The sequence below is a fragment of the Clostridium pasteurianum DSM 525 = ATCC 6013 genome, from assembly GCF_000807255.1.
GTDB classification, from domain to species: domain Bacteria; phylum Bacillota; class Clostridia; order Clostridiales; family Clostridiaceae; genus Clostridium_I; species Clostridium_I pasteurianum.
Genome location: NZ_CP009268.1, coordinates 4,184,619 through 4,206,914, shown reverse-complemented (window position 1 = coordinate 4,206,914; position 22,296 = coordinate 4,184,619). Strand labels below are relative to the sequence as shown.

Annotated in this window: 21 protein-coding genes and 1 other annotated feature; of the genes, 13 read left to right on the top strand and 8 right to left on the bottom strand. The window is 29.2% G+C overall.

Going from position 1 to position 22,296, the window contains the following annotated elements:
• Positions 1 to 20: 20 nt before the first annotated feature.
• The 7 genes from CLPA_RS19185 (at position 21) to CLPA_RS19155 (ending at position 8,761) form a co-directional block, all read left to right on the top strand.
• Positions 21 to 830, top strand: a complete 810-nt coding sequence (locus CLPA_RS19185; RefSeq protein ID WP_003445102.1) for a transporter substrate-binding domain-containing protein — start codon at positions 21 to 23, stop codon at positions 828 to 830.
• The gene (locus CLPA_RS19180; protein ID WP_003445103.1) at positions 815 to 1,501 is read left to right on the top strand and encodes an amino acid ABC transporter permease; all 687 of its coding nucleotides are present in this window, start codon (positions 815 to 817) and stop codon (positions 1,499 to 1,501) included. Before CLPA_RS19185 ends, CLPA_RS19180 begins: the two co-directional genes overlap by 16 nt.
• The gene (locus tag CLPA_RS19175) at positions 1,498 to 2,139 is read left to right on the top strand and encodes an amino acid ABC transporter permease (RefSeq protein ID WP_003445105.1); all 642 of its coding nucleotides are present in this window, start codon (positions 1,498 to 1,500) and stop codon (positions 2,137 to 2,139) included. Before CLPA_RS19180 ends, CLPA_RS19175 begins: the two co-directional genes overlap by 4 nt.
• Positions 2,140 to 2,842: 703 nt before the next feature.
• Entirely contained in the window at positions 2,843 to 5,341 is a 2,499-nt protein-coding gene (locus tag CLPA_RS19170; protein ID WP_003445110.1) for an ABC transporter permease, read from the top strand.
• Positions 5,342 to 5,385: 44 nt separating this feature from the next.
• A complete protein-coding gene (locus CLPA_RS19165) occupies positions 5,386 to 6,093 on the top strand; it encodes an ABC transporter ATP-binding protein (protein ID WP_003445113.1) in 708 nt (235 codons plus the stop codon).
• The gene (locus CLPA_RS19160) at positions 6,093 to 6,944 is read left to right on the top strand and encodes an efflux RND transporter periplasmic adaptor subunit (RefSeq protein WP_003445130.1); all 852 of its coding nucleotides are present in this window, start codon (positions 6,093 to 6,095) and stop codon (positions 6,942 to 6,944) included. The genes CLPA_RS19165 and CLPA_RS19160 overlap by 1 nt, the downstream gene beginning before the upstream one ends.
• 233 nt (positions 6,945 to 7,177) lie before the next feature.
• Complete coding sequence (locus tag CLPA_RS19155; RefSeq protein ID WP_003445139.1) at positions 7,178 to 8,761, top strand: bifunctional metallophosphatase/5'-nucleotidase; 1,584 nt, start codon at positions 7,178 to 7,180, stop codon at positions 8,759 to 8,761.
• A gap of 161 nt (positions 8,762 to 8,922) precedes the next feature.
• Here the strand turns inward: CLPA_RS19155 and CLPA_RS19150 are convergent, their stop codons facing one another.
• Positions 8,923 to 9,435: a ferritin gene (locus CLPA_RS19150; protein WP_003445141.1), complete on the bottom strand. Its 513-nt coding sequence runs from the start codon at positions 9,433 to 9,435 to the stop codon at positions 8,923 to 8,925.
• Positions 9,436 to 9,697: 262 nt separating this feature from the next.
• On the opposite strand from CLPA_RS19150, the gene CLPA_RS19145 reads away from it, so the two are divergent.
• A complete protein-coding gene (locus CLPA_RS19145) occupies positions 9,698 to 10,609 on the top strand; it encodes a ribonuclease Z (protein WP_003445143.1) in 912 nt (303 codons plus the stop codon).
• A 131-nt stretch (positions 10,610 to 10,740) separates the two neighbouring features.
• On the opposite strand, the gene CLPA_RS19140 is transcribed toward CLPA_RS19145, so the two are convergent.
• The 7 genes from CLPA_RS19140 to CLPA_RS19110 form a co-directional block, all read right to left on the bottom strand.
• A complete protein-coding gene (locus CLPA_RS19140) occupies positions 10,741 to 11,940 on the bottom strand; it encodes a S8 family serine peptidase (protein WP_003445146.1) in 1,200 nt (399 codons plus the stop codon).
• 79 nt (positions 11,941 to 12,019) lie between these two features.
• Entirely contained in the window at positions 12,020 to 12,451 is a 432-nt protein-coding gene (locus CLPA_RS19135) for a DMT family transporter (protein WP_003445149.1), read from the bottom strand.
• Between the two features lie 117 nt (positions 12,452 to 12,568).
• Positions 12,569 to 13,054, bottom strand: a complete 486-nt coding sequence (locus CLPA_RS19130; RefSeq protein ID WP_003445151.1) for a dUTP diphosphatase — start codon at positions 13,052 to 13,054, stop codon at positions 12,569 to 12,571.
• Positions 13,055 to 13,314: 260 nt separating this feature from the next.
• Positions 13,315 to 14,607, bottom strand: coding sequence for a lactate racemase domain-containing protein (locus CLPA_RS19125; protein ID WP_003445153.1), 1,293 nt, complete (start codon positions 14,605 to 14,607; stop codon positions 13,315 to 13,317).
• Between the two features lie 39 nt (positions 14,608 to 14,646).
• Positions 14,647 to 15,561, bottom strand: coding sequence for a branched-chain amino acid transaminase (locus CLPA_RS19120; protein WP_003445155.1), 915 nt, complete (start codon positions 15,559 to 15,561; stop codon positions 14,647 to 14,649).
• A 100-nt stretch (positions 15,562 to 15,661) separates the two neighbouring features.
• Positions 15,662 to 16,017, bottom strand: a binding site (T-box leader).
• A 142-nt stretch (positions 16,018 to 16,159) separates the two neighbouring features.
• Positions 16,160 to 16,708: a 2'-5' RNA ligase family protein gene (locus CLPA_RS19115; protein ID WP_003445157.1), complete on the bottom strand. Its 549-nt coding sequence runs from the start codon at positions 16,706 to 16,708 to the stop codon at positions 16,160 to 16,162.
• Positions 16,709 to 16,966: 258 nt separating this feature from the next.
• Positions 16,967 to 18,448, bottom strand: a complete 1,482-nt coding sequence (locus CLPA_RS19110; protein ID WP_003445159.1) for an ISLre2 family transposase — start codon at positions 18,446 to 18,448, stop codon at positions 16,967 to 16,969.
• A gap of 359 nt (positions 18,449 to 18,807) precedes the next feature.
• Between CLPA_RS19110 and CLPA_RS19105 the strand changes: the two genes are divergently transcribed.
• The 5 genes from CLPA_RS19105 (at position 18,808) to CLPA_RS19090 (ending at position 22,237) form a co-directional block, all read left to right on the top strand.
• Positions 18,808 to 20,067: a UDP-N-acetylglucosamine 1-carboxyvinyltransferase gene (locus CLPA_RS19105; protein ID WP_003445161.1), complete on the top strand. Its 1,260-nt coding sequence runs from the start codon at positions 18,808 to 18,810 to the stop codon at positions 20,065 to 20,067.
• Positions 20,068 to 20,098: 31 nt separating this feature from the next.
• The gene (locus CLPA_RS19100; RefSeq protein WP_003445162.1) at positions 20,099 to 20,887 is read left to right on the top strand and encodes an MBL fold metallo-hydrolase; all 789 of its coding nucleotides are present in this window, start codon (positions 20,099 to 20,101) and stop codon (positions 20,885 to 20,887) included.
• 126 nt (positions 20,888 to 21,013) lie between these two features.
• On the top strand, positions 21,014 to 21,577 hold the full coding sequence (locus tag CLPA_RS19095; RefSeq protein WP_003445164.1) for a GerMN domain-containing protein: 564 nt from the start codon (positions 21,014 to 21,016) through the stop codon (positions 21,575 to 21,577).
• Complete coding sequence (locus CLPA_RS20610; RefSeq protein WP_003445166.1) at positions 21,561 to 21,722, top strand: CxxH/CxxC protein; 162 nt, start codon at positions 21,561 to 21,563, stop codon at positions 21,720 to 21,722. Before CLPA_RS19095 ends, CLPA_RS20610 begins: the two co-directional genes overlap by 17 nt.
• Positions 21,723 to 21,736: 14 nt before the next feature.
• Positions 21,737 to 22,237: an SEC-C metal-binding domain-containing protein gene (locus CLPA_RS19090; RefSeq protein WP_003445168.1), complete on the top strand. Its 501-nt coding sequence runs from the start codon at positions 21,737 to 21,739 to the stop codon at positions 22,235 to 22,237.
• Positions 22,238 to 22,296 lie beyond the last annotated feature (59 nt).

Below are 22,296 nucleotides of genomic sequence, written 5' to 3'. Positions count from 1 at the left end.
TAAAATTGGAGGAATATAATATGAAAAAACTAAAGGTTATTATAGGTTTATTATTGACAGTAACTATTATTGCTTTAACAGGTTGTAGTTCATCTTCACAAAAATCAGATTCAGGTGCAGCTGGTTCAGATATAAAAGCTATAAAAGATAGAGGAACTTTAAAGGTTGGAGTTAAAGTAGATGTACCTAAATTTGGATACAAAGATCCTAAAACTTCAAAAATTGAAGGATTTGAAATAGATTTATCTAAAGCAGTTGCTAAAAAGATTTTAGGCGATGAAAATAAAATTGAATTTGAAGCTGTAACTGCAAAGACAAGAGGTCCTCTTTTAGATAGTGGAGACGTAGATATGATTGCAGCTACTTTTACAATAACTGATGAACGTAAGAAAAGTTATAATTTTTCTGAACCATATTTTAAGGATAGTGTAGGACTAATGGTTAAAAAGAGTTCAGGAATTAAAGATTTAAAGGGATTAAATGGTAAGACTATAGGTGTAGCTCAAAGTGCTACAAGTAAGCAGGCAATACAAGAATCAGCTAAAAAGGTTGGAAGTGATGTTAAATTCCTAGAGTTTTCAAGTTATCCAGAAATTAAAGCAGCTTTGGATTCTGGACGTGTAGATTGTTTCTCAGTTGATGGATCTATTTTATATGGATACTTAGATAATTCTACTACAATTTTAAATGAACGTTTTACTCCACAAGAATATGGTATAGCATCTAAAAAAGGAAATGATGAATTAGCTAAAACTATAAATGAGACTATAGATGAAATGAAAAAATCAGGAGAGCTTGATAAACTTATCAAGAAATGGGGTATACAATAGTGTCTAATCCTTTTGCAATATTTAAATGGGAAGCTCTTTTTAGAGAGTGGTCTGTTTTTGGTCATGGATTTTTAAACACGATTATATTATCTATATTAGCATTAGTTTTAGCATTAGTACTTGGAGTAATCTTTGGTATATTTGGTGCACTGCACTACAGAATACCTAAAAGAATAAACAAAATTTACATTTCCGTAATACAAAATACACCGTTAGTAATACAAATATTTTTCTTGTATAATATGCTTCCTCATTTAGGCATAAAGTTATCAGTTTTTGTAGTTGGTATTTTAGGAATTGGGATATATCATGGAGCTTATATAGCAGAGGTAGTAAGGGCTGGTATACAGGCTGTAGCAAAGGGACAAACGGAAGCGGCTATTTCTCAGGGATTTAATTATATGCAGACTATGAGATACATAGTTCTGCCACAGGCAATAAAACTTATATTTCCACCACTTACTAATCAAGTTGTAAGTCTTGTAAAAAATACTTCTGTAATGGCTATGGTAGCTGGAGGAGATTTAATGTATACTGCTGATTCTTGGTCAAGTAATAATCTTTATTATGGGCCAGCTTATGTAGTAACAGCTTTATTATATTTATTATTATGCTTACCTATAGCTAGATTTGCAGCAAGATTAGAACGTAAAATGGGGGTGGCAATATGATAACAGAACTTTTTAAACCAGAAATATTTACATTTTTACTTAAAGGTTTAGGTACTACTTTATATATAGCAATAATGACTATAATATTTAGTAGTATTGTTGGGATAATCTTGGGAATTGCAAGATTTGTAAACCATAAAGTTGTAAGTCCTATAGCCACTTTTTATATTGAGATTGTTCGTAACACACCACTATTGCTGTTTATACTTTCTATACGGTTTATGACAAAATTACAGCCAATAAATTCAGGAATTTTAGCTATGACTATATTCACCAGTGCAATTGTTGCGGAAATTATTCGTGCTGGCTTAAACTCAATTGCTAAAGGACAATGGGAAGCAGCACAATCTCAAGGCTTTGGATATGTTAGAATATTAATTCATATTGTTTTACCACAAGCGCTTCGTAACATGGTTCCACCATTAGTTTCTACCTTTGTGACTGTAATTAAAGATACATCTTTTGTATGGGTAGTAGGAATTGAAGAGTTAACAGGTAAAGGAATGATAATAATGGGTCAATATAGTACTACGGCGCAAGTATTTGGTATATTTGGTATGCTAGCATTAATATACTTTGTGATAAATTATACATTATCCTTTATAGCACACAGACAACAATTAAAGACAGCTTATTAAAATGTATTTTTAAATCCTATTAAGTAAAAAATCATATTAACCATAAATTAATTTGTGGCTAATATGATTTTTTATTTGATTAGTTGAAATTATAAATACCCATATAATAATTAAAGTTTTATAATTATTATTGTACTCACCATAAACTACACTTCACTTATAGAAGTGAGTACCGCCCTTAATTCTGCTCAACCATTAGAAAACTGGAGAATCCTGCATATTTATATTTGGAGTTTGATGTCTATAATAATAGATAAATTTTATGCATCACCTCACCATTCACATGGAACAGTTCGTGTGATTAAAGCAGATGCAGAAGTTGCTGAATAAACTATCATTAATAAATAGTATCTGACTGAAAGATTTATAAATGGTTAGGTACTATTTTATTATTAAAAAAAAATAAGATTTAATTAAGATTTAATTAAGGTTTTAAAATTATAATTAGATTATATACATGATTATAGTAATAAATATAGAATTTTTTATTTATAGTTTTTATAAATTCTGAATTTTATAAAGATGACAAAACTTAGAATAACTCATTAAAATTACGTTATGTAAAAATAATAGTTATAAAAGAAACAGGCATATATTTATATATTATATACATTGACAGACGATGTATATTCATTTATTATATAAATGTAAAGATTAGAATATTGTAGACGATAATAAAATATATGGATTTAGGGGGGAGTGTATGAATATAATATTAAAATTTGTTCTTAGAAATATAAAAGAAAAAAAGCTTAGAACATTTCTTGTAGTAATTTCCATTATGGCTTCAACAGCTTTATTCTTTGCAGCCAATGGAATAGCATCTACACTAAAGGAAGCACAAATTAACATTGCAAAAAGTGCTTTTGGAAGTGCCGAAATAATGATTACAGCAGGTCAAGAATCACCTTCACCTTATTTTTTATCAAATAAGGCACAGATATATAAAGATAAATTAGATTATATAGTTGAAGAAATGAATGTGAATGGTCAATATAGTTATAATATAGATGAAGTTATACCGGTTCAGCTTACTGGTATAGATTATAATGATTTGGAAAGTATGAATCCTCTTAAATTTATAGATAGTTTATCTATAAATCTATTTCAAGGTAATAAAATCATTATAAGTAAAAAGTCATCAGATAAATATAATATTAAGCTTGGTGATAAATTAAAGTTAAATTTCAGTAATAATAATCAAATCTTTACTGTAGCAGGTATTGTAGAATCAGATGGAATATTTAAAACAGAAGATAAAACTATTTTAGCAATCATTCCAAAGTCCACTGCACAGCAATTAAATGATGCTAGAGGAATGGCATCCACAATTTATTTAAAAACTAAAAACCCATCGGATACAGATAATCTTATAAAACAACTTACAGATTCATACAAAAACTATAATGTGAAACCAACTATAGATATGGATGAAATAAATGAAAATACCAAATCTACAAGTACCGCTTTTATGGCTATGCTCATAATTGTTTTAACCATGAGTGTGTTTATAATATACACAGTTTTTAAAGTTATTATAATAGAAAGGCTCCCCATAATAGGAACTTTTAGGAGCATTGGAGCTACTAAATTTATGACAGATTCAGTGCTCATATGTGAAAGCATAATTTATGGAATAATAGGGGGTATAATAGGAATAGTAGTGGGAATAGGAATAGTAAAACTGGCAGCTATAGGACTAAGCAGTCAGGCAGGTGGAATTGATATAAATATAAATTATAGTACGAATCAAATAGCTATAGCATTTATTTTTGCAGTATCAGTTTCCACTTTTAGTGCCATAATACCCATAATAAAGGTATCAAAACTTTCAGTGAAAGATGTGGTTTTAAATACTATTGATACTGTTCAAAGAAAAAAGATATGGAAATTTATCTTAGCTTTAGTATTAATTTTAATTGCTTTAATTTTACCTAGATTATCGATTAAAGGAGGTATAGCTATTCTCTTAGATTTGATAGGTATGGTAATAGGGACTATTGGGGTTGTAATTATTGTTCCATATTTTACTAGACTATTTGTCATAATACTTGAAAAATTATATGCACTGATATTCAGAAATGAAGGAATACTGGCCGCAAAAAATCTTAGGAATAATAAAAATATATTGAATAATATATCACTTTTAACTATAGGTATATCTGCATTATTTATGCTAAATATAGTAAGTTTCAGTTTAGGAAAAGAACTGGTAAAGGCTTATGAAATATCCAAGTGTGATGTATTTATTAGCAGTAATGGAGGTGTTTTAAATAATGATATTTTAAGTAGGGTAAGAAATACTGATGGTATTTCTGAGGCTGCTGGTATGTATTCTGCTAATTCTACAAAGATTGAAGATACCAATAGTAATATTATGGGCATATATGGTTATAATCCTAAGTATTTTAATGATTTTATGAATGTAAATTTTCTTCAAAATAGAGATAATGTTTTAAAAAATTTATATGATAATAGAGAAATTGTGATAACAGAAAGTGTAAGACAAAGTCTAAATCTAAATATTGGGGATGTAATAACTTTGAAAACGGCTAATGGTGATAGAGATTATAAAATTTCAGGAACTTTTAGTACTCTTATGTATAATGGAAGTATGGCTATAGTTTCAGAGAAATATTTAAAGCAGGATTTTAAATTAAATCAATATGGTAGTATATTTGCTGCTACCAATAAAGATCCAGATGAAGTAGCAGATAATTTAAGTAAGCAATTTAAGGGAAACCAAATAAATGCAATTTCATGGAGAAGTATGGAGGAACAAAATGCTAAACAAATTAATCAGATGCTTATGATAATTAAAATATTTCCTGTAGTATCTCTTGTTATTGGAGCATTTGGTGTACTTAATAATTTTATAATAAGCTTTATGGAAAGAAAAAGGCAATTGGCGGTATTGGCTTCTGTAGGTATGAGTAAAATTCAGACTATAAAAATGTTGTTTATAGAGGCATTTTCAGTAGGAATTATAGGTGCTGTTATGGGTATATTTGGAGGTCTTATATCTACGTATATTATGCCTTTCGTATTAAAGTCTGCAAACTTTCCAATGCCTGTACATTATGAAGCACAGATATTTATAACTTGTTTAATACTAGGTATGATTATAACTTTAATTTCTTCAATAATACCTGCTTTGAAGTCTTCAAAGCTAAATATCATTGAAGCTATAAAATATGAATAAATATTTGTATGAAATAAAATGTTATAAAAAGGAGTTGATTTAATATGGAAGCTTTACAGAGACAGCCTGATTTAAATGAAGTGATAATTGAAGCTAAAGAGCTTAATAAAACTTATAAACTAGGAACAGAAAGTGTAGATATATTAAAAAATATTAATCTTAAAATAAAAAGAGGAGAATTTGTTTCTATAATGGGACCTTCTGGCTCAGGAAAGAGTACTCTTTTATATTTACTAGGTGGATTAGATAAACCTACAAGCGGCAGTGTTAAAATATCGGGAAAAGAACTTTCTGTAATGAATGATAAAGCACAAAGTATTATGAGAAGAAGAGATGTAGGATTTGTATTTCAATTTTATAATCTTATACCAAACTTAAATGTAGAAGAAAATATAATGCTGCCGATACTATTAGATGGTAAAAAACTTAAAGATTATAAAGAAAAATTAGAAAATATATTGGAAATAGTAAGTCTTAAGGATAGGAGAAAGCATACACCAAGAGAATTATCAGGAGGACAACAGCAAAGGGTTGCAATCGCAAGGGCACTTATTAATGAACCTGATGTAATACTTGCAGATGAACCTATAGGAAATTTAGATAGTAAGACAGGAAGAGAAGTTATGGAATTACTTAGAAAAATAAATTTGGAAAATGGAAAAACTATTGTGCAAGTTACTCATTCTCCTGATTCAGCAAAATATGGTCAAAAAATTATATATGTAAGAGATGGAAGGGTGGTAGAAGAATAATGAGAAGACAAAAAATATGCTTATTAATTATTTCTATAGGATTAACATTAGTATTGACTGCTTGTGGAGGTTCAAGTACAGCAAATACAGACAAAAAAACTGCAGCGTCAGCAAAGCAAAATAAGAATACTATAGAAGCTTCAGGAACAGTTCAAGCAGCTAATGTTGAAAATATTGTCATAGATTTTCCTGCAACGGCTATTCCAAAGGTAACAAAAGTAAATGTGCAGGAAGGACAGTTAGTAAAAAAAGGTGATAAACTTATAGATCTGGATATGAGTGATTATAATGCAACAATTAAAGGAAAGCAAAAAGCTTTAGATGCAGATATAAGTGCTAAGAATGCAGATGTGGAAAGTAAGAAAGATATAACAGGGGATAATGCTAAAAAGGCATATCAAGCCAAAATAGATGCGGGACAGGCTAAGATAGATGCTGATAAGATAGAAATAGATGCACTAAAGGCTAAACTAAATAGACCGTACTTAAATGACAGTGGTATAATATCCAATATGGATAATGCTGTAGCTACTGATATTACATATAAAGCAGGAGATTTAGTTAGCCCAGAAAAAGCAGCATTAACTTTAAAGGATCTAAATAGCCTCTACGTGGAAGCAAATGTAAGTGAAGAATTCATAAAAGATGTATCAGTAGGAAAATCCGTTGAAATAATACCAACTTCTGATCCCAATACAAAAATGACAGGTAAAGTTACTAATATAGCTAATGCTGCTTCACTTAGCAAAAATGGAGATACCTACATTCCTGTGAATATATCCATAGAAGGAAATAATGGAAAACTTCTTCCAAATTATAATGTAGATGTAGAAATAGATAAGAGTAAATAGATAAAAATTTTATAGATGAAATTATAAAGTCAACATTTATAATAGATGATTTTAAAATAAAATATAAATCTTATGCAAATAATAAAAGAAATTATAGAATTCTGTAAACCAGATTTTATAATTTCTTTTTGTATAAAATTTAAAGTATTGTTATAATTAATTATAAATTTATTTAATAACTTTAAAATACATTATTTTTAAAATGTTTAAATTTTGAAATGGAGTTGTAAATTATGTCATCAAATGAAATTAAATTAATTATATTAGAAACCAGTGATGTGCATGGGAATATGATTCCTATAGACTATTCTAATAATGAAAAAACTGAAAATGGAATGTCAAAAATTGCTGCTATAATTGAAGAAGAAAGAAATTCAAATGAGAATATAATTTTAATAGATAATGGTGATATGCTTCAAGGTACTCCACTTACTTATTATTATGCAAAAATAGATAAAAGAGATAAAAATTCCATTATAGATGTATTAAATTTTTTAAAATATGATGCAGCTGTTATAGGAAATCATGAATTCAATTATGGCATGGAGATACTTAATAATTCAATAAAGCAATCAAATTTTCCATGGCTTTCAGCAAATATACTAAATAAAAATTCTTTAAAACCGGCCTTTGGTAATCCATACATAATAAAAAGTTTTCAAAATGGATTAAAAGTAGGCATCCTTGGACTTACTACAAAATATATTCCCAATTGGGAGAATCCTGATATAATTGATGAATTAAAATTTGAAGATGTAATTAAAACTGCTGAAAAATGGATTAAAGTTTTAAAAGAAAAAGAGAAGGTAGATTTAGTAGTAGTTTCTTATCATGGTGGTTTCGAAAGAGATTTAGATACTGGTAAGCCTACAGAAAGCATCACTGGAGAAAATCAAGCTTATGACCTTTGTATGAAAGTAAAGGATATAGATGTGTTATTGACTGGTCATCAGCATAGAAGTATTTACAATAAATATATAAATGGTGTGATTGTAGTTCAACCGGGAAATGCTGCCAAAGCCATAGGAAAAGTAGAAATTAATCTTAAAAGAAATTTTAATGGATGGAAAGTAATAGATAAGAATTCTAAGTTGATTTATTGTAAAAATAGAGTATCGCAGTCAAGTGTTGAAGATATAGTAGAGAATATTGAAAAAGATACTCAAATTTGGCTTGATAAAGTCATAGGCAACATAAATGGAGATATGACAGTTAAAAACTATATGGATATAAGAACTAAAGATAATGCTTTAATAGAATTTATTAATAGAGTCCAAATGGACAGTGCAGGAGTAGATATTTCTAATACAGCTTTATTTGATAATAAGTCTAGAGGATTTTCAAGTAAAGTTACCATGAGGGATATAGTTTCAAATTATGTCTATCCTAATACACTTAAAGTTATTAGGATTAAAGGAATAGATATCAAGGAAGCATTGGAGAAGTCAGCATCCTATTTTGCACCTTATGACGGAGAAAGTATTAAAGTAAATTCAAAGTTTTCTAATCCTAAGCCTCAGCACTATAATTACGATATGTGGGAAGGTATAGAATATGAAATAAATATATCAAGGCCAATGGGTAATAGAATAGTAAAATTAAATTATCAAGGAAATCCTTTAGAAATGGAGAAAGAATATGATGTAGTGATGAATAATTATAGAGCTGGTGGCGGCGGAAACTATAATATGTTTAAAGGTAAACCTGTAATAAGAGATATTCCTATCGACATGTCTGAATTGATAGCTAATTACATACTATCAAGGGGTACAATAGAGGCCTCTGTTGATGGAAATTGGAAAGTTATTCATGATTAATTATTATATTTTAGCTGTATGCAGAATTCTCTATTATTAAATTGGTTTATCCTGTACTAGAAGCTGTTACATTCAACTTTGAAGTTGGAAATAACAGCCTCTAGTTATTGGATAGTTACATAAAATTCATTTAAACATAAACTGTTAATATAATTTATTTATTAAGCAGTAGTTGTTGGAGGTGTAAATACCCTTTGACTTAATTCAGCATCTAACATGTATAATGCTGCTTTATCATCACCAATTCTTTCTAATCTTTTTAATATGGTAGAAACAGTTTTTTCCTCTTCAGTTTGTTCATCTATAAACCATTTTAAGAAACTTATAGTTGCATGTTCCTTTTCATCTGTAGCTATATCCATAAGATTGTAGATTCTCTCTGTTACAAATTTTTCATGAGATAAAGTTGCTTTAAATACATCAAGCACTGAGCCAAATTCATTGTTAGGGTTATCCATACCTTTAATAGTTACATCGCCATCCATATCAACTATGTAATTAAAGAATTTACTTGCATGGAATCTTTCTTCCTCAATTTGTACTTTGAAAAAATTCTCAAATCCAGGTAAATCTTGAGAAGCACAGTATGCCTGCATTGCTAAATAAATATGTGCTGAATAATACTCGTAGTTTACTTGATCATTTAATGCAGAAAATAATTTTTCGCTTATCATTAAAATCATCCTTTCAAAATAAATATATTAAAATTATTATAAATGGTAATAATATTTGCTGATTAGTAGTATACATATATTTTAAAACAATATTTAATAAAATACAAATTACTTTTTATAAAGCTTAAAGATTGAATGTATAATTTTATAACTGTTAGTATTTATTGATAATAATTATAATTTTACTTATAATATTAAATAATTTATTATTTAGAAAAGTTGAAATTTTACAAGTATTTTTGAATACAAAGAAGGGATAAATTTGATTGATATATATCTATTAGGCTGTGGAGGAAGTATGCCAGTTCCAAATAGATCACTTACTTCTCTTTTAGTAAGTGTTAATGGAAGTAAATTATTAATTGATTGTGGTGAAGGAACACAAGTATCCATGAAAATACTGGGTAGTGGATTTAAGGCTATAGACGCCATTTGTTTTACTCATTATCACGCAGATCATGTAGCAGGTTTACCAGGACTTCTGTTGACTATTGCTAATTCCGGAAGAGTGGATCCACTTACTTTAATAGGACCCACAGGATTGAAAAATGTGGTAAATGGGATGACAGTTATAGCACCAATGCTTCCCTATGAACTAAATTTAGTAGAAGTGCAGCAGGAATTTTATGAATTTAGATTAAATCACATGATAATTCACACTATAAATTGTGATCATACACTTCCTTGTTTAGGTTATAGTATAGAAATAAAAAGAATGAATAAATTCAATAAAGAAAAAGCAGAGTCCAATAAAATACCTACTAAATTTTGGAGCATTCTTCAAAGGGGGAACAGAGTTCAATTTAATAGTGAAATATTTACTCCTGAAATGGTATTAGGTGATGAGAGAAAAGGAATAAAAATTTGTTATATTACAGATACAAGGCCTATAGATTCAATTGTAAATTTTATAAAAGAATCAGATCTTTTTATATGTGAAGGTATGTATGGAGATGAAAAGAATATTGAAAAAGCCATTAAAAATAAACATATGACTTTTAAAGAAGCGGCGATTTTAGCTAAACTTAGTAGGGTACAAGAACTTTGGCTGACACATTTTAGCCCGGCACTTAATGATCCAGAAATGTATTTGGAACAAACAAGGAGTATATTCTATAATACAGTAATAGGAAAAGATAGAATTTATAAGAATATAAATTATAAAAACCTCTGAGAATTTAAACTCAGAGGCTAATATTTTGACAAACATCTAAAGTATAGAAAACTAAAGATGTTTGAGAGCAAAGTTAGATTTTAGCATTATTTAATATCTTATGATTATAGTTATGTGTAAAAAATTATAAATTATTCATTGCTAAATAAATTATTTAGATTTATTATGCCTTCACCTTGTTGCCATTTGGGAAAATCCAATAGTTCACAGGAAGCTTTTAAAAGGGAAATTATATCCTTATAATTTAAATTTTTATTATTTTCCAACATCAATGCACAAATTCCACTTACATAAGCAGCGGCACAAGAAGTACCAGTAAAACTGGTATAATATTCCTGAAGTTTATGTGGATAAAGTTTTACACCATTTCTCTCTGAAATAAAGTTTTTATCGGATTTTAGTGACCAGATATCGACACAGGCAGCAGAAAGATCAGGTTTCATAAGTTTACCACAGGGACCACTGGCAGAATAACTATAGGATTTCATGGTAGAAGTAGTGTCTAATCCGCCAACAGTTAAACAGTTGTCTAATCCAGCTATACCTCTTATAGAGCTTTTTATGTTTTCATTATTACCACTTGGAACTATTACTACAATATTGTTTTCTTTTGCTTTTTCAAAGGATTTATAAAAAAGTGATAATATAAAGTTATCCTCTGTGCATATTTCAAAAGGTAAGCATAGTATTCTTATGTTAAATTTTTTACAATCAAGAATAACTTTATCTATTGCTAAAAGTATATTGGATATATAGGCTTTTCCTAAAGCATTAAAAGCTTTTATACAATATATACTACTATTGGGAGCTATGCCTTTGTATACACCTTTGGAATTAATACCACTGCTTGATATTAGTCCACTTATAAAAGTACCATGACCATTATCATCATAAGGATAATTAAGGCCATTGATAATGTCTATAAAATTTTTGATCTTTTTAAAAGGACTTAATAAATCCGGATGAGGATATACTCCGCTATCTATTATTGCTATACAGGTATTTTTACCTGTCAGCTTTAGATTTTTAGATAAATTTACTTTATTAGACGAAGATACGCTATTTGCACAGAGATAAGCAAAATTATCAAAGGTGATAAAATCCACCTCAGGATATTCTATTAAACGATTAATAGCTCTGGAGGATATATTTGCACATACACAATTAACGGAAGGAATTATGCAGACTAATTCACCTTTAAAAGATTTTATTTTTGATTGAAGTTTATCTAATAATGCATTACAGTGTATAATAACTCTGTAAATTTTTAGTCTATCATTTTTTATAGCTAGTCTAAGATTATTATCAAGTTTTTTCTTTATTGAAAACATCAGGTTTCCTCCATAAGATGACTTCCATTATCATTATATTTGAAAACCTGATATTTGTTATTAAGTTTTATGGGAAAATTCAACATTTCCATTTAAAAATTACTAGTCCTGCTATCATAGCAATTATTCCAATTATTTCTTTTATTCCAAAAGCTACTTTTTGAGTATCAAAAAGTCCAAAGGCATCAATAATTCCAGCAGATAAAAGTTGAGCAATTAATATTGTTGAAATTGCGCAAGTAGTACCAACAGAAGATATTCCCTTCATAACTGTGTATATAATTATAACTCCCAATACTCCACCAAGGAGATATAATTTATTTGCGTCTTTTATATTTCTAAAATTTCCTTTACCTGCAAATATCAATATTATTAAAGTAAAGATTAATGCACTTCCCTGAACAATTACATTTGTCTCCCAAAGACCTATTTTTTCACTTAATCTTGTATTGAAAACTCCTTGAACACTCATACAAATTCCTGATAAAATTGATAAAAGTATACCAAGCATAAAATCACCACCTTAACAATAGTATGACCAAAGTTAGGTAGATATATGAAATAAAAAAACACTATCAAAGAGACTAAATAGTTCTTTGATAGTGTTTTTTTATAAATAGGTAATTTTTTAATAACCATTATCCTGTCTTTCATGATTTATAAGGTTTTTCTTTAAATAAGCTTCTTCTATTTTTGATTCTGTAAATCCCAAACTTAAACCTAGGCTTAGAAAATCTTCAAGGAGAGTTATGTAGTGATCTATTGAAGAGCAGATTAGAAAATCATTAATATCAATGAAAATGTCTAGAAATTGATCTGTTATTTCATCACCATAATTTCCAACAGTAATTTCAATATGTTGAAATTTCTTATCTATACCTATGCTTAGTATAAAGTGTAAGCAATCTACAAATTCTTCTAGAATATTTTCTTCTGGAGAAGGACTCTTTTTACTCCAATACTTAAAACATCTAGTTTCATTAGCTAGTTCACCCAACTCTACTTGGAGTGCAAGAGCTTTTTGAGAGAATAAGATTTCACCATTTAAGTTATGTTCTTTTAATATCCTATTGTCTAACTCTTTCTGTAAAGTGAATAATTTCTCCAAATTCATTATAAAGCCGCCTTTCCATAACTTTCGTATAATATATATTTTATATGAAAGTCATAAATAATGAAAGATTGCATAAACGATTACATAAAATTTTTAAATAAATTCTATAATTTAATTGAAAGTTTATAGAAATAATAATATTTATACATCCAAAAGGTTATAACATATATTGTAAACTTACATTGATTATCAATATAAGTTTACAATATAATTTATTAGATTTTTATTGTTGTTAAGTACCTTTTTAGTATTAACTAATTTTAATCTTGTAAAATGGGAAGTGTGTTAGCACCCTTTGGCATTAATATAGTTTTTAAATTTTCCCCTCTTTTTTTGTAAACTATATTTAGAGCTTCATCAATAGTACTAACCACTTTTATATTGGCATTTTTAACTAATGACTGATCTATATCAGATACCATTATAAAATCATATTTTTCTGCCATTTCACAGACATAATAACCTATAAATTTTGATATGCTATATCTTTCTCTAAGGGATTTTTCTCTATCTAATATATTATCGTAATTTAATATTATATCTTTAATATCTGAGTCTCCGCCAAGACCTTCTCTACATTGAGAGATAAGGATTAAAGTAGCACCTTCCTTAGCAGCTTCATTCATATTGATCATTGTTTTACTGGATTGATATAAATTTATATCTTTAGGGTATCCACCAGCACTGGCAATAACTAAATCAGCCTTTTCGTGGATTTTAACACCATCAATTTTATTTACTAGTTCTCTGCCTTCTTTGTGAGCTTCTATGTAATTACCTGAAACTGCAGCTGCAATATTTCCATCAGATCCCATAATCACATTGAACATAAAACTAGGTTTAACAAAAGACGCAGCTTCTAACATATCTTTATGAACAGGATTATTTTCTATATACCCGGATCTTACTAGTGGATTGCTGCCGTCACCTATATTTTCACCAAGAGAAAGAGCGTGATTGGCCATAATACTTTCATAGCCGGATATACCAGGTAAAATAGATTTTTTACCACCTGCCCATCCAGCAAGCAAGTGATATACTATTGCACCTGTTATTATTATATGATCACATTCCATAGCTATTTTATTTATCCATACAGGGGTTCCATAACTTGTATCTCCTAAATAAACGAGGTTATTTTTATCAAGACAATCATGATCTATGACCTTGAATCTTTTAGATAATTCAGGACCTAATAAAAGTCCATGTTCTTTTTCTGTTTGATTTCTATGGGTACCTGCAGCACATAAAAATGTGATATCTTTATCAGATATTCCAGATTTATTTAGCTCTTCTACAATTAAAGGTAAAAATTTATAAGGTCTTTGCCAAGCTCTAGTTATATCTGATATTACAATACATATCTTTTCACCTTTAGCAACTATATCTTTAAGCCTTGGAGTTCCTATAGGGTTAGCTAGGGAATCTAAGATTACTTCATTTTCATTTTTACCTAGATTAAAGGGATTGCTTTCAATTATTTGTATAAGATTATCCTCATCAACAGAGACTTCAATCTTTTCATTTCCATATTTCATATGAATACTTTTCATATAGAATATTCCTCCCGATTCTATATTTATTGTATTAGACTAGTATACAGGAGTACAGTATTTAGAGTATTTAGGATTTTTGCCTGAAGTTATTTCAAAAAACAGCTCTTTTATTTTTTTAGAAATGTCCCCAGCTTTTCCATCACCTATTACTCTTCTGTCAATTTCAATTACAGGAGTAACTTCCATAGCTGTTCCACTAAAGAAAACTTCTTCAGAAGCATATAATTCAGTTCTTGTTATACTTCTTTCTACTACTTCAAGATTCAGTTCATTTTTTGCAAGTTCCATAACAGTGTCTCTTGTTATACCTTCAAGAATATTATCACTTGGAGGAGGAGTTATAAGTTTTCCTTTTTTGAAAATGAATAAATTTTCTCCAGGACCTTCACAGATATTGCCATTGCTAGTTAAAAAAATAGCTTCATCAAATCCATTTTGTTTTACTTCAAGAGATGCTAGTGCAGAGTTAAGATATGCCGCTGTAGCCTTAGTTCTTGGAGGAAGCATATTATCTTCAAGTCTTTGCCAAGAAGTTATAGCAACTTTAAGTTCTTCTTTACCTGTGTAACTGCCTAAAGGTTGACAGTATATTACAAATCTGTCGTCTTCATCCATTAAAGTTGGTCCTATATCTTCTCCACCTTTGTATGCTATAGGTCTTATGTAAGTTGTAGATTTAAAATTATTTTTTTTCAAAAGATCTACAGTTAGAGAACATAATTCATCTACGGAATAAGGTAATTTGATATTAAGAGTTTTACAGGATTGTAAAAATCTTTGATAATGTTCTTTTAATCTAAAGGCATAAAGTTGTCTATCCTCTTCGATCCAATAGGCTCTAATACCTTCAAAGCAGCCTAATCCGTAATTGAAGGCTTTACACCTAATGCTTATATTTACCTCATTTTCAGGAACTATTTTACCGTTGTAAACTACATAAGAATTATTCACAAAAAAACCCCCTTATAAAATTTGTTTTTTTAAATATAACTTTACTTTTAAAATGTTATTTATTTAGATGCTGTATCAAAAAAAGAACAGACTATGTCCCTTATGGGGCGAAGTCTGTTCGCGGTACCACCCAAATACTAAGGCAGATTTAAATAAATAACCAGTCAGTATGCTAGCCTATTTTGAATCCTACTACGTCAACAGAACCCTCAGATAGCCTTACTATCATCTGAACTTGTTTCCTTGTAAGATTCAAAATATCCGTCGCATCTTTGATTTTCTATTTATTTTCATATGCCTAACTTGAAAATTATAACGGCATGCCGGCTCAGCTTACTAAAATTCAGCTTGCAACTCAAGGGCGATTTTCAGCAATACTTAGTTTGTGGGCTTTCACCTAACCCCACTCTCTTTAAAACATCTATATTACTTACTTTTCCCAATCACAGTATTTATTATGTAATAAAATTATTTGTTAATTAAATTTATATTCACTTTACGCTTAAATATACTATCTATAAAAAGCTATGTCAATACTTAAAAACAAACTATATTTAATTGTTAATTTATCAAACAAAAATTGATATGATTCATAATTTTAATATTGTTTTAATGAAAAACTTTTAATAGTCATAGTCTTTTTATTGTTTACTGGCTTCCAAAGTTCAATTCTATCTATTCTTGCTACTTTCTGCGGATCAGAATTTTTAGTATTCTCACAGGCCATCATATATTCATCTGTAGACCAATTCCTAATAGCATAGTTTGTGTTAGCTAAAGAGACATGTAGATCCCAATCATCTATATTTTCTCTTACTTTAAAGTGATAAAATTTTAGTTTTTCATTAATTTGACGTATTAGTCTTGTTATGTATCCTTTATTTTCCACTTTTAAATTTACTGATTTATATGGAGGATCGAAGCAAATAACCCCATTTAGTTTTACTCGAAATTTTTTATAGGGATTTATTATTTCTGTTACTATTTTATCAAGTTTTTCGATATCAGGATCATCTATTACTTCAAGAGTTATATGAAGAACAGGAAGTTTTTTGTATAATTTATATTTTTTACATATCCTTTTTTGTATCTTTTCGATGAATAGATAAGAGTCCTTATCAAATAATGCGACTAAATAATATTTCATATTTATTCCTCCATATGTGATGTATACAAAATAATTAAGCTAGGTAAAAGCAAAAATTAAAGATGTTTTAATAATTATATCATATAAGGAATTGGAATAAAAATAACAAGTATAATTTGTTTGTGTCAAGTTTACGTTGGCACTTTTCTTATCTAAATTTTACCATTATAATTTAATCAAATTTTTTATATTAAAAGGGTTTTGTTTTTTAGCCCGAAAGGGCGTATTTTCCCCTTGTATTTTATTACCATTTCTTTCTTACCTATAAACTAATTCACTAAAACATCTATCTTCAAAAATTCTTCTTATTGCTTTTCTTCCGTTAGTTATGGCGGAGCCTGTAAATGGGACCTTACCCTTGTGTACAGCATATGTTTTAGATTTAGAAATATTTTTATTTACTTCAGCAGCTGATAAAACTATTATTTCTTCAATTTTATCAAATTTTTCTTTGGTCAAAACACTATTGCATAGTTCATCTAAGCTCTTATAAAGTCTATTACTAAATCTCTCTGCTTGTATTTTAGCCATATTTTCTGCACCACTAATTGACCAGCTCATTTTTCTGCCTTTCATTCGTTGAGCCAATACATCACATATATTATGTTCCATAGTACCCAAATGTCTATATTCAAGCCCTTCGGGCGGTTCTGGCAGCTTTATGTCTTCCCTAAGATGATATGGTATTAATCCTTCTTTATTATTTACAAAGTAATTGTACAAATTAGATAATTTCTTCATTTCTTTTTCATCAGCATTATTTTTTATCATTAATTGTTCTATACTATTCAAGCTTTCAGATACTTTCCCTTTGTGTAATAAATCTATAAGTTTTTTTGCTTCTTGTTTATCATTTACTGCTCTCAAAACGGCTTGACTCTTGTGAAAAGGATCAAGTTGATAATATATACCTTCGTCTTCAATACTTGCCTTTATCCAGGCTGCGCCATCACCATTTATTATACGAGTATCTATTTCATCCACGTTATACACTTCTTCAACTGTAGCTTTTGATAACTCTTTAAAAGTCTTAGCATCTCCAAAACTTGCACAGACTAATTTATTTTCTACAACATATTCATTTTTACTAGAATGACGCTTTTTCCAGCCTTCATAACTTATACCTAACTTCAATTCTTTTTTCTTGTTTTTACCCTTTACAGGCTTATTTTTACCTTGAATATTCAGCCATATTCCATCCTGTTCTTGAAAAAGCACCTTGACTTCTTTTGCTCCAGAAAGTTTTCCTTGTTTGCTAAGCTCAACCTTTCTTGCATCTCTTTCTTTAAGCTTTTCTCCAAAACCTTGCACAACATTCCACACTGCCGTGTGACTGACATCTTGATTACACATGAGCTTTATATTATTAGCTGTCTTTCTATATGAAATTTCAGTAACATTACTCAAAATATTTTCAACAAGGTTCATAGACATATGTCCTATAGTATCCATTTCTAAATACTCATCTAAGAGGTATTTATACGCTTTTTTACCGCCATCAACTCTATATTCATAAATTCGTCTGTCAATTTCTACATTGCCCATAATAGTCTTTATGCAAGTATGCCTTTTTCCTTTATCCCGTAGGGAACTGGTATCTCTTTCATCCATCAATCTTTTATCAATCTGATCTAAAGTTTCTCTCATGATACTACAAGCTAAATTACACACATATTCATATATTTTCTTCTCTAGTCCCTTGAAAGTTATGTTCTCATCATTTAAACTTATATTATACATAATTTATCCCACCTAATGTTTTTCTTGTCAATTAACATTATAATGGATAATTTATGTATTGGGGATGCTTTCGCATCTCCTTTTATATTTTTCGTAGTATTTAATAACTCTTTTGCCTACAAAAATTATACACTAAGGTATAATTTGTTTGAAATACAATGATAAAAACATCTGGTAAAATCCGGTGTAATTATAGATATTTACAATACTTTTAGACCATATGTAATAATAGAGTTATTATTTTAAAATTAATTACAAAAAAAGCTGCAATTATGCTATAATATAATTTGTGTTATGTTAAATAAAGAATTTATGTAAAATTTATATATATATTTAGTATAGTGAGGATGGATAAGGGAATGGACAAATTGATTATAAAAGGCGGTAAAGAGCTTTTTGGAAGTGTGGAAATAGGTGGGGCCAAAAATGCGGCAGTAGCAGTTCTTCCAGCGGCTATTATGGCTAGTAAAAGTATATGTGTTATAGATAATATTCCTGAAATAGAAGATATTCAATGTGAAGAGAGAATCATTGAAAGTCTTGGTTGTAAAATTACTAGAGTTAAAAACTCAGTTACTATAGATAGTACTATGTTAAAGAGTGTAAAAGCAGATACTGATGATGTTAGAAAAATGAGAGCCTCTTATTACTTAATAGGAGCATTACTTGGAAGATTTAAAAAGGCATCAGTAGAATTACCAGGAGGATGTCCTATAGGTGTTAGGCCTATTGATCAGCATATAAAGGGATTCGAAGCCTTGGGTGCAAGAGTTAATATTGAACACGGAACAATAATTGTAGAAGCAGATAGGCTTATAGGAACAAATATATACTTTGACGTTGTGAGTGTAGGAGCTACCATAAATGTTATGTTAGCAGCAACTTTGGCTGAGGGTACTACAGTACTTGAAAATGCAGCTAAAGAGCCTCACGTAGTAGACGTTGCCAATTTTTTAAACACTATGGGAGCTAACATAAAAGGAGCAGGTACAGATGTTATAAGAATAGTGGGTGTTAAGGAATTAATTGGTTGTAATTATAGTGTTATTCCAGATCAAATCGAAGCAGGTACATATATGGTAGCAGCAGCAGCTTGTGGTGGATCTGTGACTATAAATAATGTTATACCTAAACATCTTGAGTCAATATCAGCAAAATTAGTGGAGATGGGTGCTGAAGTCATTGAACTTGATGATTCTGTTACTGTTAAATCAAAGAAAAATTTAAAAGGTGTAAATATAAAAACTCTTCCTTATCCTGGATTTCCAACGGATGTTCAGCAACCAATGAGTACACTTTTGTGTGTTTCACAGGGAAGAAGTATAATAAATGAAAGTATATTTGAATGCAGATTTAAACATATAGACGAACTTAAAAAGATGGGTGCACACATAAAGGTGGAAGGCAGAATTGCTATAATTGATGGCGTTAAAAAATTAACGGGAGCAGTTGTTAAAGCAAGTGATCTGAGGGCTGGTGCAGCTATGGTTATTGCTGGACTTATTGCTGAAGGATCTACAGAAGTTACTTCCATAGAGCATATTGATAGAGGTTATCCTCATATTGAAAACAAATTCAAGGCTTTAGGAGCGGATATAGTAAGAGCATCACAAGATTAAGTCTGTTAAAACTAAAGTATAGGAGAAAATTATGAGATTTTGTTCGCTTTACAGTGGAAGTAGTGGAAATAGTATGTTTGTTGCGTCGCAAAAGGCAAAAATATTAATAGATGCGGGACTTTCTGGGAAATATATAGAGAAGGCTTTAGATCAAATAAGGGAAAATCCTAAAGATATAAATGCTATATTTGTTACTCACGAGCATACAGACCATATAAAGGGAGTAGGAGTACTTTCCAGAAAGTATGACATACCTATATATGCTAATGAATCTACCTGGAAGGCAATGCTTAAAAATGTGGGTAAAATAAAAGAGAATAATATTAAAATTATGGATAAAAATAGTGTATGTATTAAAGATTTAGAGGTAGTAGGGTATGATATACCTCATGATGCGGCAAAACCTACAGGATATTCTGTAATTTGTAAAGATAAAAAAGCATGTGTTGCTACGGATATAGGATATTTTTCTGATCAGATTAAAGAACAGCTTGCAGATGCTGATGTGATACTTCTAGAGAGCAATCATGATGTGGAGATGTTGAAATTTGGACCCTATCCATATAGTTTAAAAAGAAGAATACTTAGTAATGTTGGGCATTTATCTAATGAAGATTGCGGTAAAGCTATTATGGATATAATAGGTGGCTATAAGAAGAAGAAAATTATTCTAGGACATTTAAGTAAAACAAATAACTATCCAGAATTGGCATTTAAGACAGTAGTAAATGTTTTAAGTGATGAAGGAATAAGAATAGAAAAGGATATAGCGATAACCATGGCAAAAAGAGATATGCCAAGTGGGTATACTGAATTTTAATACTTTTGTTTTATAATTAATTGTTGTTATAATGTTACATAAAAACTCACAACAGCATATTGAAAGTAATTTAAATAAGGTATATAGGCTTATTTAAGTACAGGTTATTGATGAGAGGAGATTTTTATGAAAAAAAAAGTATTAGCTTCCAGTATGGGTATTATATTTATATGTTCTAATTTAATATTTAGTGCATGTTCATTTAGAGATAACAATCAAAATTTAAACAATAAAGTAGAAAATGTGAAGTTATATAAAGAGAAAGGTCAGGCACTTGACTTGAATTTATATTTTGATGCATCAAAAAATGAAAACAAGGCAGAAGTAGGTATGGAAGAGAGATTAATAAAAAAAGAAGAATTCATAGGAGAGCTTATTATTAATGAACTCATAAAAGGACCGGGAATAGAAAGCAAACTAAAACCTATCTTGCCTAAGACTACTAAACTTTTAAGTTTTTCTATAAATAATGATATTGCCTTTATAAACTTTAGTGAGGATGCAAAAGTTCCTATGACTCCAGTTAAAGAAGAAGCTATACTAAAGAGTTTAACTATGTCTTTGGAACAACTATCTTCTGTAAAAAAAATAAAAATACAAATCAATAATAAAGATACAGATGTACTTGGTGGTAACTATGATATATCAAAACCTTTTGGGAAGGATGATATAAGTGCAAGAAGAAAATAAGTACTTTTGTAAAGAGCATTTAGACAAGGCCTTTGATGATTATCTTTTGGAAAATGAAAGGTTCCCGAATGTAGTAGAAGATACGGAGCACAAATGTAATTATTGTCAAAAACAATCGGAATATAAATTGTGTAGAGATGAATAAAAGGAGAAATACGTATGAGTTTATATAAAAGTTGGACAGATATGGTAGTGGAGTATGTAAAAACAAGAGGAGAAGCGGCTTTTTGGAAAGAATATGGGACAATAGAAACAAAAATATATACTAAGCTATTAGCAGATCGTAAAAAAGATTTAGAAGGTAAATTTGAAGATTTGGCAAAAGAGTTTGAAGTGGATGATATCTTTTTTATGGGATTTTTAGATGGAATAAACGATAGTTTAAATGAACAATTAGATCTAGAAAATATAAATAAAGAAGATACTATAAATGCAAATGTAGACTTTGAAAAATTATACTTTAATATGCTTGAAGCAAAAGCAGATTATCTTTATGGCCTTTCTCAATGGGATGGGATCTTTTCAAAAGAAAAAAGAAAGGAAATACATAATAACTGGAAGAATTCCAAGACTGTAGTTAATAAAAACAAAATTGGGAGAAATGAACCTTGCCCTTGTGGTAGTGGTAAAAAATATAAGCAGTGCTGTGGTAAAAACTAGAGGTTATATAAATCTGTTAAGTTAAATTGTTACAAATAGATGGCAGTCAGATTAGAATA